The following is a 14,126-nucleotide window of genomic DNA, read 5'->3' on the forward strand; positions in this document are numbered from 1 at the left end:
CGGTGAGCAAGTTTCAAGATCTCTCCATTCTCATACAACAAATTGGGCAAGCTGAAGAAGCGGATCAAGTCGCAACACTCAATGCGTCAATCGAAGAGGGTTTAGACCCCGGTTCCATCGCCCTGATTCTGGAAGCTTTCACCATCAATGATCGTGTTCGGTTATGGAGAGCGCTACCGCTAGAACTACATATTGATGTACTGACTGAAATGCGTGCTGACGTGCGTTTTTCGATCATCAACGCACTATCCGAAGTCGAACTTAAACTGACACTCGCCAAGCTAGACAACCTTTCTCTGATCGAGTGGGCAGATTCACTGCCAGAAGAAATCATTAATGAAGCACTGGCATTAATCGAGAAAGACGAGTTAGAGCTTTACGATCAAGCCAATGCTTATGAAGATGAAGAGATTGGCCGTTGGGCAGATCGAAAAATCGTTACCTTACCTTTTAACATCACGGTTGGCACTGCCAAGCAACTGATGGATCGTTACAGCTACGACATGCCGCAGCAGGTCTATTTGATTAACCGTAATAAGCAGTTTCGTGGCACGGTTAACTATTTCGAAATTTTGCGTAGTGACTCCGATGTACGCTTGAAAAGCCTTTCGATAGAAGCTGTGACGGTCCTCGATAGTAAAATGTCGCTACCTGAAGCGGTAGAGGCGCTGGAGCATAGTACCCTTTCCGCTTTACCAGTGACCGATGCCGACCAAACATTGATCGGCGAAGTGGACTGGCAATTTGCCCTGAGTACTCAACGTGAAATCTACGAAGCCCGCTTGATGGCAGGTACCGGTATGGATGAAGGCGACGACTTATTTGCTCCGGTGATTAAAAGCTCCCAGAAACGCGGCGTGTGGTTAGGGATTAACTTAATGACGGCCATATTAGCCTCCGTCACGATTGGGCTATTTGAAGACGTGATCGCCCAAGTAGTGGCGCTGGCGGTATTAATGCCGATTGTCGCATCAATGGGTGGTATTGCGGGTAGCCAGACACTTACGCTAATGGTTCGCGCGATGGCACTGAATCAGATCACGCCCGGAAACCGTTTCAAGCTACTTAAAAACGAGTTGGGTATTGGCTCTCTAAACGGCATAGCGTGGGCAGTGATCATTGGTGGTTTGGCAGGATTATGGTTCCAATCCGCGATTCTTGGCGGAACCATTGCTCTGGCTATCGTCGTCAATATCATCACCGCAGCTGTGTTCGGTGTGTTGATTCCAATAATCTTGGACAAGTTAGAATTAGACCCAGCACTTGCGGGGTCGGTGATTTTGACTACCGTAACTGACGTTGTTGGCTTTTTTGCCTTTCTAGGCACCGCTAGCCTGGTTTTGTTGTAGGAAATTAGTACTAATTTATTAATCAATCATTAGCATAATAAAGAAAAATTGCATATCGCAGTTGCAAATTGCGAATATTATCCGAGTTTAGGCAACGTCACTCACAGAAACCACGCTTTTTAGTGGATTTAAAAGTTGGCACGCTAGATGCATTGTTTAAAGTGACCCTTCTTAAGCCGAGGGTCACCTAGCCAACTGACGTTGTTAGTGAACTCAACTTTGTTCATATATATAAGCCAATCGCACTGTTTGCGGTTGGCTCTTTTTTTATCTGTCTTCGCTAAATCCAATTACCCTCTGGTTTCACCGTTTCACACACCGATAAAACGGACAAAATGACATTTTCGTTATTTGGTCATAAGTCTCATTAAATTCATCGTGTTTGGAAATTCGTTATTGGGTTGGGCATACTTTCCTCACCCCCAAGTATGAAGTATTACCCATGACGTCATTAAGCCAAGTAGAACCCCTATTTCTAGAATTCATGCAGCAAGAGATGCAAATCGATGCCGCTCACGATCTCAGCCACGTAAAGCGTGTCGCCAAAACAGCTAAAAAGCTCGCTGAGCAAGAGGGAGCTCAATTGGAAGTCGTATTGCCCGCTGCCTATTTGCATGACTGCTTTACTTACCCAAAAGATCACCCTAACCGTAAGCAAAGCTCCGCGATTGCGGCTAAAAAGGCCATCGCATTTTTGGAAAGTATCGACTACCCACGTCATTTCCACGACGATATCGCCCACGCGATAGAAGCACACAGTTTCAGCGCTAACATTCGTCCCAACACATTAGAAGCCAAGATTGTGCAGGATGCTGACCGTCTGGATGCACTGGGTGCAATTGGCGTAACACGCTGCATTCAGGTCAGTACTCAGTTCGAGGCCAAACTGTATGATCATCAAGACATGTTTGCGGAAGAACGCGAACTGGATGATCAACAATTTACTCTGGATCATTTTCAGACCAAGCTATTTAGAATCGTCGATACCATGAACACCACCTCCGCTAAAGAGGAGGCACAAAGACGCAAAGCATTTATGCAAAGCTATCTAGGTCAATTACGCGAAGAGGTCGCAGAGTAAATGTCAGAAAGTTATGCCCTGATTAAGGAGCTGAAACGTCAACTGAGACTCTCTGGTTTGCACTACGCAGACGTCGCACAGCATTTAGAGTTAAGCGAAGGAAGCGTAAAAAGGCTGCTTGCGGAAGGGCATCACATTAGTCTCGAGCGGCTTGAGCGCATCTGCCAACTGATTGGATTAGACATGGCCGAGCTGTTTAAGCTTGCCGCTTCACACAATAAAGGGCTGGAATCACTCACTCTGGTTCAAGAAAAACAACTCGTTGAAGACAAAGCATTACTGCTGGTCGCTATATGTGTTGTGAATGGCTATCAATTTGAGCAAATTATTGAACAATATACGTTTAATGAACCAGAGCTAATACAAAAGTTGGCCCAGCTCGATCGGCTTAAGATTATCGACTTACTCCCGGGCAACAAAATCCGTTTACGTATCTCCCCGACGTTTAACTGGCAGATTGGTGGCCCAATCCAGCGCTTCTTTCAACAGCAAGTTCAGGAAGCCTTCTTCCAAAGTTACTTTTCTGCAGAAGGTGAAAAGCTGGCAATGGCCACTGGGTTGATGAGTATACCGACCAACAAGAAGCTTCAACAGAAGCTACAAAAAGTGATCGATGAATTTTATCAGGCTTGTCAGAGTGACAATTCATTAGAGATGGATGAAAAACACGGTACCTCTCTGGTTATCGCGATGCGTCGCTGGACGTTTCCTTTGTTTAAACCCTGGGAACGCACACCGAATCAATAGTAATAAAAATGGTAACCTTAGTGAGTAAAGTTACATAAATAGCCACTATAGGTAACACATTACGTTACTACATCTAAACAACTGGCTTATCTATCGGGAAGACATAAAGTGCATCCATCTAGTTTGATGATGTGCATATGGAGCCAGCATGTTTTTGTCTAAACGCTTTTTCCCATTTTTCGTCACGCAGTGTCTTGGGGCATTGAATGACAACGTTTATAAAAATGTTCTTTTATTAATGGTCACCTACAGTCTGATTGATTCATTACCCGTTTCCGTCAACCTGTTTGTCAATCTTGCTGCGGGTCTGTTTATCCTGCCCTTCTTTTTATTTTCAGCGCATGCTGGTGCAGTCGCGGATAGTATGGACAAAGCCAAGTTGATACGCCGTCTGAAGCTTATCGAAGTGCTGATCATGGCCTGTGCCGCCACTGCCATCATGACTGAAAATGCCCTGTTAATGTTAGTGTTGTTATTTTTAACCGGAACACAATCCGCCTACTTCGGTCCAGTGAAATACGCTTTACTGCCTCAAGCCTTAAAAGCCAGTGAACTTGTCAAAGGTAATGCCTGGGTTGAAATGGGGACCTTTTTATCCATTCTGGTTGGTACGTTAACCGCCGGACTTTTACTCGCGATGCCAAACGGCACACTTATCGCCTCGTGCCTTGTTTTGTTCCTTTCGATAATGGGTTTCATCAGTAGCGTGAATATTCCTGCGTTGCCAAGCCACTCCAATCAGAAAGTAAAGTTCGAGCCAATTTCTGGCCTGAAAAAGACGCTAAACCTTGCACAAAAACAGCGTGGAATCTGGATGTCGATATTAGCTATAAGTTGGTTTTGGTTTATGGGTGCGACCTATCTTACGCAATTCCCAAACTTCGCCCGCGAGCATCTCTTTGCCGATAGTACCGTCGTATCTTTGTTACTTGCGCTATTTTCTATTGGCATCGCGATGGGATCTTGGTTGTGTCAAAAGCTCTCTTTTGATCATGTTGAGCTCGGCATTCTGCCATTTGGAATTCTGGGACTAACGTTATTTGGACTCGATTTTTTGTGGGCAGTACCCTCATACAACCTATCACCTGCCCAGTATTACAGTGTCGAAAGTTTCATTTCAGAATCTAAACACATTCGCGTGATGATGGATTTATTCTTCGTCGGAGTCAGTGGTGGTGTATTTATCGTTCCGCTCTACTCGTTCATCCAGTCTCGTTCTAACCAAGGCGAGTGCGCGCGCTCAATCGCCGCGAACAACATCATGAACGCCTTATTCATGGTCGGGTCAGCGTTAGTGTCCATATTCGTACTTAGCGTTTTATCCCTGTCCGTTGTAGAGCTCTTCGCTATCATGGCGGTTGGTAATTTCTTAGTCGCTATTTATGTCTATCGCCAAGTGCCTGAATTTACGCAGCGTTTTATCAGCTATTTACTTAGCCACTGTATGTACCGCGTTTCTGTAGAGGGGCGTCAGCATATCCCAGAAACAGGAGCGGCATTAATCGTAGCCAATCATGTCAGTTATGTGGATGCGCTGATTCTGATGGGAACTTCGACCCGCCCTGTACGTTTTGTGATGGATAAATCCATCAGTGAAATGCCTGTTCTTAAATACGTGTTCCGTCATGCGGGCGTTATTCCAATTTGCTCTCCTCGCAAGTGCACCGAAACCTACAAGCAAGCCTTTGAGCAAATCGAGCAGGCATTACATAACGAAGAAGTCGTTTGTATTTTCCCCGAAGGTCGTTTGACCTCAGATGGTGAACTCGGCGAGTTTCGACCTGGAGTGGAAAAAATCCTCAAGCGTTCACCAGTCCCTGTGATACCAATGGCGTTGAAAGGACTGTGGGGGTCATTTTTCAGCCATAAAGGTGGACACGCACTCACTAAAAGACCAAAACGTTTCTGGTCCAAAATTGAAGTCAAAATTGGTCAAGTACTGGGCCCTGTTCAGCTCGATCGCCACAAGTTACAGCAAGAAGTTCAGGAATTGCTGATAAATCAGAAGTAGTTATACCTAATTTAGAGTAGGATACCTAAAGCAGATTGACCTTGCCGATGTCCTAACGCTAGTCGGTCAATATGCGGAGTCGTCATTGGAGATATTATGAAAATCATCATACTACATGGTCTTTATATGCACGGGCTGGTGATGCAGCCTCTTAGCCAAAAACTGCGTAAATTGGGTTACGAAACCCAAGTGCTAAGTTACAACACGGTATCGATTAATGAAGATGCACTGTTTAATACTATTGACCATGCACTCAATCCACTGACGACCAATGTACTGGTTGGGCACAGCTTGGGTGGCTTGATGATTAAGCGTTATTTGGCAAATAGAAAACCAACCACCAGTTTGATTTCTCACGTTATCGCCATTGGCTCGCCTTTAAAAGGAGCGTCGATTGTTTCGCGTATCCAAGACCTTGGCTTGGGCGCACTTTTAGGTAACTCGCCTCATCACGGTTTAAACAAACACGACGACGTCTGGGACTTTCCCCAAAAGCTTGGAAGTATCGCTGGCACGGTCCCTATCGGGGCTCGTCCTCTGCTTATTCGCGGTGATAATACCATGTCAGACGGCACGGTAACGGTGGACGAAACCCGTTTGGAAGGCATGCAAGATCATATTGAGGCAAAACAAACACATACTAGCCTGATCTACAACACCTTCGTCCCAGCTCAGATTGACCACTTTATTCGCACCGACTTTTTTCGTCGATAGCACATTTTTATGTAATAAAAGCGCAATCTGCTTCCCAAAATATCGTTAAATCAGTACTATCCCTTGGTCAGTCTTAGTTAAAAAAGACTTGGCTAAATTTTAATTGTTCTCAGGGCGGGGCGAAATTCCCCACCGGCGGTATACTCTTTTGAGTGAGCCCGCGAGCGCTCGATTCGTCGAGGTCAGCAGATCTGGTGAGATGCCAGAGCCGACGGTTATAGTCCGGATGAAAGAGAATAAGAATACACCAGTACGCTTGCTCGATTCGTTGAGAGGAACTGGTGCACTTCTTTTTGATCGCATTTTACAGCGAGCTCTCATACCGCCCTGATTCTGGTCATATTTAGGAGTTAACCATGAATCAGTCATCGCTACTTGCCGAATTCGGCGACCCAATTACTCGCGTTGAAAACGCACTTACCGCACTACAGGAAGGCCGTGGTGTGCTTCTGCTTGATGATGAAGACCGTGAAAATGAAGGCGACATCATCTACTCAGTGGAACACCTGACTAACGAACAAATGGCACTAATGATCCGTGAGTGCAGTGGTATCGTGTGTCTGTGTCTGACCGATGCTCAAGCAGACAAGCTGGAACTGCCACCAATGGTTGTGAACAACAACAGCGCAAACCAAACCGCATTTACCGTTTCGATTGAAGCGAAAGTTGGCGTAACGACAGGTGTCTCTGCTGCAGACCGTGTTACCACTATCAAGACAGCGGCAAATCCACATGCGAAGCCTGAAGATCTTGCCCGTCCTGGCCACGTCTTTCCTTTGCGCGCTCGCCCAGGTGGCGTGATGACTCGCCGCGGACATACCGAAGGTACGATTGATCTGATGCAAATGGCAGGGTTACAGCCTGCGGGCGTATTGTGCGAAGTGACCAATCCAGATGGCACGATGGCGAAAACACCGGAACTTGTTGCCTTTGGTCGTCTTCACAATATGCCGGTTCTTACCATTGAAGATATGGTCGCATACCGTAACCAGTTCGATTTGAAGCTGGCATAACGCCCACCCCATTTTATTTGAAAGCCGTGCAATTGCGCGGCTTTTTTGATCGATATCTAATCTACAGAGTAACACTATACTGACTAAGGTGAACAAATAAGGATATCGGAGCATGAAAGGAAGAATAAAGAACTTGGTCTTACTCGGGCTACTCAGTCTGAGTTCTACAGCCTTTGCTGCTAGCTGCCCAGATATTCTTCAGGGCAAACAAAGGTTACTCAACTCCACTGATGAAATTGATTTGTGTGAGCAATTTAAAGGGAAGACATTGCTCGTCGTCAACACCGCCAGTCAATGCGGATTTACGCCACAGTTCGAACAGTTAGAATCGCTTTACCAAACGTACAAAGATAAAAATTTCGCGGTTATAGGCTTTCCAAGCAATGACTTTAACCAAGATAAAGGCAGCGAAGAGAATTCCGCAAAAATTTGCTACCTCGATTACGGGGTTACCTTTCCGATGATGGCTCGAAGCTCAGTGATGGGCAGCGATGCAAATCCAGTATTCAGCGAAATCAGCCAACAAGCCGGCGTCACGCCAAGGTGGAACTTTTACAAGTTTCTGATTAATAAGGATGGCAAAGTCATTGCCACATTCCCAAGTTCGACATCGCCTACAAGTACTACGCTTACTAATATGATTGAACAACAACTGTAGGACAGCAATCATGACCACCACACGCTCTACCATGTTACGGCTGGGCTATTTAGGACTCATTCCATTCTTACTTAGTTTGCTGCTCATTATTACTGACACCACTTTATTTAATTTAAGTGGTCATCAATTCTTTATTGCCTACAGTGCGGTTATCTTAAGCTTCTTGTCGGGCGTGTTATGGGGTAATGGAATCGACCATTACTACCACCGATTGAGTCGCAATATTTTGGTGCTGAGTAACCTGTTTGTTTTACTCGCATGGGGTGCCCTGCTGCAGGGACACACTCACTACGTCACCGCCATTCTTCTCCTGGCCGCAGGCTACATTGCCGTTTGGTTCTCTGAAAAATTGATTAGGAAGGTAGAACAGGAAATCGATCCAAAAGGTTATCAGGGAATGCGTGGAAAGCTCACCTGCGGGGTCTTGTTGATGCATGGCATCGTGCTGTTTGCTTGACGGTTAAGAAAAATGGCGACCATTAAGTCGCCATTTTTGCGTTTTATATTTAAAGGGTCAGTAAGTAGTTAACTAGCTGGTTATACTCATCGTAAGAACTGATTTCATTGGGAATAACAATGTACTTGTTGTTCACAATCACACCCGGCACCCCTGTCAACGTGCTTGCTTTGAACTCTTGGTCGAAACGCTTTTGCATCGAGTTCACAGCAAAGCTGTTGTACGCTGCGTCAAACTTTTTACCGTCTACACCATAATCAGTAAAGACTTGTTTTAGTTCAGCTTCGTCTTTAGGAGCCGCACGCTTTTGGTGGATCTGAGCAAACATCACCGGAATCATCTTATCTTCGACTCCGAGAGATACCATCGTTGCGTAAGACTTCGCCATAGGAACTGCCATGTTCCCACCCATAAATGAAACATGGACTTTCTCAAATCGCGCGTCTTCAGGTAAGGCTGGTTTCAAGTTCTCAACCAAGCTTTCAAATTTATAACAGTGCGGGCAGTAAAAAGAGAAAAACTCTGTCACTGTCGGTTTCGCCGCCTTCTCTGCATCCAGCACTTTGTAGTGTTTTCCCTCTTCAAACTGGGCTGCATGAGCCGTAAACGCAAGTAAAAGGGTGCTGCATAGCGCAAGTAATTTCTTCATTGTTTGTTTCCTTTAGACAGCAGTCTGCCGTCTTACTTAAATCAATTAGTCGTTGTATTTAGATTAGAAGAAAATCAAACAATGGGAGGTCGATACGGCTGGTAGATCACCGATACCGCTTTTACGGCAGGAGATTTACCAATAAGCGCAAGCCGGTGAGGAAAGCGCATCAGACTATTGTGCGGCAAGGTTACAGGCACCTTCACAATACATGAAGAACTGCAACTGGTGTGTTGGTCTTTCCCTGACGTGAGCACTCGTTCATTCTCTGAGGACTCAATACAGTCAGTATTAACCCCAAGCTGAGCCTGAAGCTCTTTCAATGGAACCTGATTACTGTGATTCTGACTTGGTATGGTCTCTGCTTGTACATTAGGCGCAAGGCTCGTTAGCAGCATGGCTACCAAGCAAGTTAATGTCATCATCAATGTACGGTTAAAGGTACGCATACCAACATCTTCAAAAGTAGGATGATTTTCATCATACAGAAACGTTCTGTTCATACAAGCGTCAACACTAACCCACCACTTATACAACTGATTATTTTTCCTTTTTTACCGTCTTGTAGCTGATAAAACTTGAATTCAGTATGAAACCTTAGTAATAGTTAGGGTAGTTTTTGTACAAACAAGGAAAAAATTAATGCTTAAAAAAAGATTTTTTAAAACCAAAGATGAAGTTGAAGTCACCTTTGAGCTTGATAAAGAGCAGCGTGAATCCGTAAAAATTGCGGGCGACTTTAACAACTGGCAGCCAGAACCAATGAAACTGGTTAAAACCAGCGGCCAGTTTAAGTTTAAAACTCGCTTACCAAAGGAACAAAACATTCAATTCCGCTACCTGCTGAATGAAGCTGAATGGGAAAACGACCCTCAAGCCGATGCCTACGTTCCGAATGGTTTTGGCAGTGACAACAGCGTCGTTTGCACCAGCGAGCAAACCGCTTAACGTTAACATCAATCATCATTTTTCAGGCGCACTTATTGCGCCTTTTTTATTTGAAACTCAATTGTCACTGGTTATCGCCACAAAAGATCATACTCGCCCATCTAAATTCTGTTCTTGCTATTCACAAATGTTTCACGCCTGACCTATTAATCTCGCCACTAGCTTGGGGCACGTCGAAACCAGGCATGCATTTATCAATAAGCAGTATTGGAACTCTATTTTGAAACCAGGAAAAACAGGTATTCGCCGAGTCATGGACGCGACCGGATATTCATTACAAGGATTGAAAGCCGCTTGGATTAATGAAGCTGCGTTTAGACAAGAATTACTCCTTTCCGTCATTCTCTCGATCAGCGCATTCTTCTTGCCCGTCACAACATTAGAACGAGTGCTGATGATCGGCAGTTTATTTTTGGTCTTAATCGTCGAATTAATTAATTCCGCCGTAGAAGCGGTTGTTGACCGTGTCAGCGACGAATGGCACGTCCTAAGTGGCCGTGCCAAAGACATTGGCTCTGCCGCCGTATTTGTTGCACTACTACTCGTCCTGTTTGTCTGGGCGTCATTTTTGCTTTAGTTTTTTGTAAGGCAGTTATTTATGAAGACAGTTGATTTACAACGAGAAGGGATCTCTTACGTTACCTTTTCTTTTTTATTAGCGTTTTATTTTGCGCTTGTTGTCAATATCCCGATTTACAAAGAGCTCATTGGGATTCTATCTAGCCTCGATAACGTTAAAGTCGGGTTTGTTGTTACCATCCCAATTTTCTTTATCGCTGCACTTAACTTCCTTTTCAATTTGTTCAGCTGGCCGTGGATAGGGAAACCGTTTTTTATCCTACTGCTCATTCTATCGAGCATGGTGAGCTACGCGAGTTACAACTATGGCACACTGTTCGACTACGGCATGATCGCCAATATTGTTGAAACAGATACCAGCGAAGCCAGCTCCTACTTCAGTGCGTATTCCGCTTTGTGGGTGCTATTAATGGGTATCGTACCTGCGCTGGTAGTAGCCAATACCAAGTTGCGTCCGTTGAGCGGCCAATGTTTGCACTTTTCTATCACCAAGTTGGTGTCTATGATCGCCTCTCTTGCTGTTATTGCGGGCATTGCAGCGTTGTATTATCAAGACTATGCATCGGTAGGCAGAAACAACAGTTATCTGAAAAAGATGATCATCCCGACTCAGTTCGTCTATAGCGCAGCCGGATACGTGAAAAAAACTTACCTTACCGAACCAGAGCCTTATCGCGAGATTGGTACCGAGGCCAAACAGTCCGCAGCAGCCTTAACACAAGCTCAGAAAAAGCCAACGCTGTTAGTCTTTGTTGTCGGTGAGACTGCTCGCTCTCAAAATTATCAACTCAATGGGTATGAGCGAAAAACTAACCCCTACACCAGCAAGCTAGACGTGATTTCCTTTCAGGATTTTGCTTCCTGCGGCACCGCAACAGCGGTATCGCTTCCGTGTATGTTTTCCCAACTGACACACCACAACTTCGACCGCAGCAAAGCAGACAACCAAGACAATGTGTTAGATATTATGCAACGAGCGGGCATAGACGTGATGTGGAAAGAAAACGATGGCGGTGATAAGCACGTTGCCCATAAAGTCAAAAAGATCGCGGTAGACAGAGCGAAGACCGATCAATGGTGTAATGGCACTACTTGCTATGATATGGCGCTTCTCGACAACTTTGAGCAAGAAATAGATAGTATGGAGGGTAACCGAGTCGTCACGCTGCACCTTATCGGCAGCCATGGTCCAACCTACTTTCAGCGATATCCGAAAGACAAAGCGTTCTTCCAACCAGATTGCCCTCGCGCCGATATCGAAAACTGTAGTGTCGAACAAATAGTCAATAGCTATGACAACACCATCCGCTACACAGACTATGTACTAGAACAGACCATCGATAAACTCACGACATTGGAAGACAAATACAACACGGCTTTGGTTTACATCTCTGACCATGGCGAATCTCTGGGTGAAAGCGGTATGTTCCTGCATGGCATGCCTTACAGCCTTGCACCAGACACCCAAAAGCGTGTGCCTTTTATGATGTGGATGTCACCAAACTTTAAGCAGGCAAAGCAGATTAATACAGACTGTTTGAGCCAAGAAGCGCAAAGCGTGGGTAAATACTCTCAGGATAATGTCTTCCACTCGTTGTTAGGCATTATGGATGTTAAAACCAGCGCGTACGACGGTGCACTGGACATTTTCAAAACATGTCGCACGCCAAATGCCTGAGAGATAAGTCATTACCGCTGGGTAATTAAGCCAGAACCTTAAGCCTGACCACAAATTGTGAGTCAGGCTTTTTTATGACATAGCACTCCAGCAAATTAACCCTCACCCTTGCTATACTCGGCGGCTAGTCACTACAAAGAGAAGAATCCAGATGAAAATTGGCATCATCGGCTTAGGAGATATTGCGCAAAAAGCTTATCTTCCTGTTATCACTCAGCTCCCCAATATTGACTTGGTATTTTGTACCAGAAATACCACAACTCTGAGCGCTCTGGCTCAACAGTATAGAATCGCAGAAACCTGTCAGGACTATCAGCAACTTATGAACTTCGGCGTCGATGCCGTCATGATACACGCCGCTACCAGTGTCCACTTTCAAATCGCTGAATACTTTTTAAAACAGGGTATTCCGACCTTTGTAGATAAACCTCTGGCTGACAATGCCGCAGAGGTCGAAAAACTGTATGAGATTTCGGCTCAGACGAATCAGCCTCTTTATGTTGGCTTCAATCGCCGCCATATCCCGCTCTACAATCAACACATGCATGGCGTCCAAAAGGGCGAACTCACCGGATTGAAGTCACTTCGCTGGGAAAAGAATCGACATAACTTGCCAGGTGACGTTCGCACTTTTATTTTTGACGATTTCATTCATCCGTTAGACAGTGTGAACATTGTGGCTAAAGCCAATCTGCAGGACGTTTACGTCACCCATCAGTTTGATGGAGCTGAGTTAGCCCGGCTGGATGTGCAATGGCAACATGGTGAGGCACTTCTGCACGCTTCTATGAATCGCCATTTTGGCATCACAACCGAACGAGTACAGGCGTGTTACGCCAACCAAGCGGTCGAGTTCGACTCTTTTGTCGAGGGCAAACGTTGGCAAGAAAACCAAGAGCAAAAATTAAGCTTAAAAGATTGGACGCCAATGCTAACCAGTAAAGGCTTCCATGGGATGCTATTAGACTGGTTTAGCGTCATAGAAAGCGGAAAGCTGGTGAATACGATTGTCGATCGCAATATCGCCAGCCACCAATTAGCAGAAGCAATATGCCAACAAATTGAGAAAGCCATTTTACGTTAAGCGCCGTCAATACGGTATCCACGTTCGTTTGCTTTAGCTTAAGTGAAGAAGCATCGTGTGCGTGGATATTCTTCCCGCCTTACAACTAGTTACTTCCAAACCCTAGCTCAGATTAATGTTATTCATACTCTGTTAAGATTCCTGTGACATACTTATAATCATGTCCAAATTGGATTCAATGACGTCACTTTACATCAGTGGCATGAACTCGATTTAAAATCGACGATTAGAAATAGGAAATAGAATGAGAACTCTTGGCAACATCATCTGGTTTGTGTTGGGTGGCGTATTTATGGGACTGCTGTGGTGGTTTTTCGGCATCCTGGCCTTTATCAGCATAATAGGTATCCCGTGGGGGCGCGCCTGTTTCGTCATGGGTAACTTTTCATTTTTCCCATTCGGAAAAGAAGCCATTTCACGTGATGAGCTGACCAACGAGATGGACATAGGCACCAGTCCACTTGGCGTTATCGGTAATATAGTGTGGTTTGTGTTTGCAGGTATCTGGCTGGCAATCGGTCATGTCGCTTCCGCGGTTGCGTGTTTTGTTACCATTATCGGTATTCCGTTTGCACTTCAGCACCTCAAACTGGCGGTTATTTCCCTTGCGCCAATTGGTAAAACTGTCGTATCGAAAGAAGAAGCTGCAATGGCTCGCTTCAATATTAATCGATAAAACTTGCTATCCTCTGGGAGACGGTTCTCAGAGGGTAACCCCTGTCAAAAGTAAGCCGATGATTGCTAAAGCGTACTCGATTATGGTTGGTTGTGTGTTCATAGCGTCGCCTAATAATATAAATTAATACCTAGACCACTACTGACTTTTAATTATTTATTATATAAATCAATGATATCTACCAACCTAACTATCAAAGAAACGGTTGTTATATATCGTATCTACCCTATGGTTTCGCCGCCCACCTTCCCTGATAATTTTCTGCAAGCCGAACTATAAGCATAGACAAGATCCACCTAGATGGTGGAGATTTTGCCAGCAATAAAGAGATATAACGTGTTAGTTTCGATTAAAATCAGCGAAGAGAAGAACTTAAAAAGTAAATTTTGCACGGGGAATAGACAAAAACAATGGCTCAAACCAGCAACAGAGTGGTGTCTCGCAGGCTAGATAAAAAAGCAGAGGCTAATACGCACTCTGCT

The 14,126-nt window shown here is 44.9% G+C and carries 15 protein-coding genes and 1 riboswitch; of the genes, 13 read left to right on the plus strand and 2 right to left on the minus strand.

Annotation, left to right across the window (positions count from 1 at the left end; translation table 11 throughout):
• The first annotated feature begins 2 nt into the window (after nucleotides 1-2).
• From DBX26_RS19445 to DBX26_RS19480, 8 genes are all read left to right on the plus strand, one after another.
• Complete coding sequence (locus DBX26_RS19445) at nucleotides 3-1,349, plus strand: magnesium transporter (RefSeq protein WP_014233755.1); 1,347 nt, start codon at nucleotides 3-5, stop codon at nucleotides 1,347-1,349.
• Between the two features lie 442 nt (nucleotides 1,350-1,791).
• The gene (locus DBX26_RS19450) at nucleotides 1,792-2,430 is read left to right on the plus strand and encodes an HD domain-containing protein (protein ID WP_020334136.1); all 639 of its coding nucleotides are present in this window, start codon (nucleotides 1,792-1,794) and stop codon (nucleotides 2,428-2,430) included.
• Nucleotides 2,431-3,177 carry a helix-turn-helix transcriptional regulator gene (locus tag DBX26_RS19455; RefSeq protein ID WP_014233753.1) on the plus strand — a complete coding sequence of 249 codons (747 nt, stop codon included), beginning with the start codon at nucleotides 2,431-2,433 and terminating at the stop codon, nucleotides 3,175-3,177.
• 148 nt (nucleotides 3,178-3,325) lie between these two features.
• Nucleotides 3,326-5,188: an MFS transporter gene (locus DBX26_RS19460; RefSeq protein ID WP_118120643.1), complete on the plus strand. Its 1,863-nt coding sequence runs from the start codon at nucleotides 3,326-3,328 to the stop codon at nucleotides 5,186-5,188.
• A 96-nt stretch (nucleotides 5,189-5,284) separates the two neighbouring features.
• Nucleotides 5,285-5,902, plus strand: coding sequence for a triacylglycerol lipase (locus DBX26_RS19465; protein WP_118120644.1), 618 nt, complete (start codon nucleotides 5,285-5,287; stop codon nucleotides 5,900-5,902).
• Nucleotides 5,903-6,003: 101 nt separating this feature from the next.
• Nucleotides 6,004-6,144, plus strand: a riboswitch (FMN riboswitch).
• A gap of 114 nt (nucleotides 6,145-6,258) precedes the next feature.
• Nucleotides 6,259-6,915, plus strand: a complete 657-nt coding sequence (gene ribB / locus DBX26_RS19470) for a 3,4-dihydroxy-2-butanone-4-phosphate synthase (protein WP_118120645.1) — start codon at nucleotides 6,259-6,261, stop codon at nucleotides 6,913-6,915.
• A gap of 112 nt (nucleotides 6,916-7,027) precedes the next feature.
• A complete protein-coding gene (locus tag DBX26_RS19475; protein ID WP_014233749.1) occupies nucleotides 7,028-7,573 on the plus strand; it encodes a glutathione peroxidase in 546 nt (181 codons plus the stop codon).
• A 10-nt stretch (nucleotides 7,574-7,583) separates the two neighbouring features.
• Nucleotides 7,584-8,030: a DUF3429 domain-containing protein gene (locus DBX26_RS19480; protein ID WP_014233748.1), complete on the plus strand. Its 447-nt coding sequence runs from the start codon at nucleotides 7,584-7,586 to the stop codon at nucleotides 8,028-8,030.
• A gap of 49 nt (nucleotides 8,031-8,079) precedes the next feature.
• Here the strand turns inward: DBX26_RS19480 and DBX26_RS19485 are convergent, their stop codons facing one another.
• On the minus strand, nucleotides 8,080-8,679 hold the full coding sequence (locus tag DBX26_RS19485) for a thiol:disulfide interchange protein DsbA/DsbL (RefSeq protein WP_118120646.1): 600 nt from the start codon (nucleotides 8,677-8,679) through the stop codon (nucleotides 8,080-8,082).
• Nucleotides 8,680-8,753: 74 nt separating this feature from the next.
• A complete protein-coding gene (locus DBX26_RS19490; RefSeq protein ID WP_118121236.1) occupies nucleotides 8,754-9,182 on the minus strand; it encodes a hypothetical protein in 429 nt (142 codons plus the stop codon).
• Between the two features lie 139 nt (nucleotides 9,183-9,321).
• Between DBX26_RS19490 and DBX26_RS19495 the strand changes: the two genes are divergently transcribed.
• From DBX26_RS19495 to DBX26_RS19515, 5 genes are all read left to right on the plus strand, one after another.
• Nucleotides 9,322-9,627 carry an isoamylase early set domain-containing protein gene (locus DBX26_RS19495; protein ID WP_014233745.1) on the plus strand — a complete coding sequence of 102 codons (306 nt, stop codon included), beginning with the start codon at nucleotides 9,322-9,324 and terminating at the stop codon, nucleotides 9,625-9,627.
• A 220-nt stretch (nucleotides 9,628-9,847) separates the two neighbouring features.
• Nucleotides 9,848-10,204, plus strand: coding sequence for a diacylglycerol kinase (locus tag DBX26_RS19500; protein ID WP_014233744.1), 357 nt, complete (start codon nucleotides 9,848-9,850; stop codon nucleotides 10,202-10,204).
• Between the two features lie 21 nt (nucleotides 10,205-10,225).
• Entirely contained in the window at nucleotides 10,226-11,884 is a 1,659-nt protein-coding gene (locus tag DBX26_RS19505; protein WP_118120647.1) for a phosphoethanolamine transferase, read from the plus strand.
• A 151-nt stretch (nucleotides 11,885-12,035) separates the two neighbouring features.
• Nucleotides 12,036-12,968, plus strand: a complete 933-nt coding sequence (locus DBX26_RS19510; RefSeq protein ID WP_118120648.1) for a Gfo/Idh/MocA family protein — start codon at nucleotides 12,036-12,038, stop codon at nucleotides 12,966-12,968.
• 244 nt (nucleotides 12,969-13,212) lie between these two features.
• Nucleotides 13,213-13,644: a YccF domain-containing protein gene (locus DBX26_RS19515; RefSeq protein ID WP_014233741.1), complete on the plus strand. Its 432-nt coding sequence runs from the start codon at nucleotides 13,213-13,215 to the stop codon at nucleotides 13,642-13,644.
• The last annotated feature ends 482 nt before the right edge of the window (nucleotides 13,645-14,126 follow it).

Origin of the sequence: Vibrio sp. dhg (assembly GCF_003443775.1) — a bacterium.
Classification (GTDB): Bacteria; Pseudomonadota; Gammaproteobacteria; order Enterobacterales; family Vibrionaceae; genus Vibrio; species Vibrio natriegens.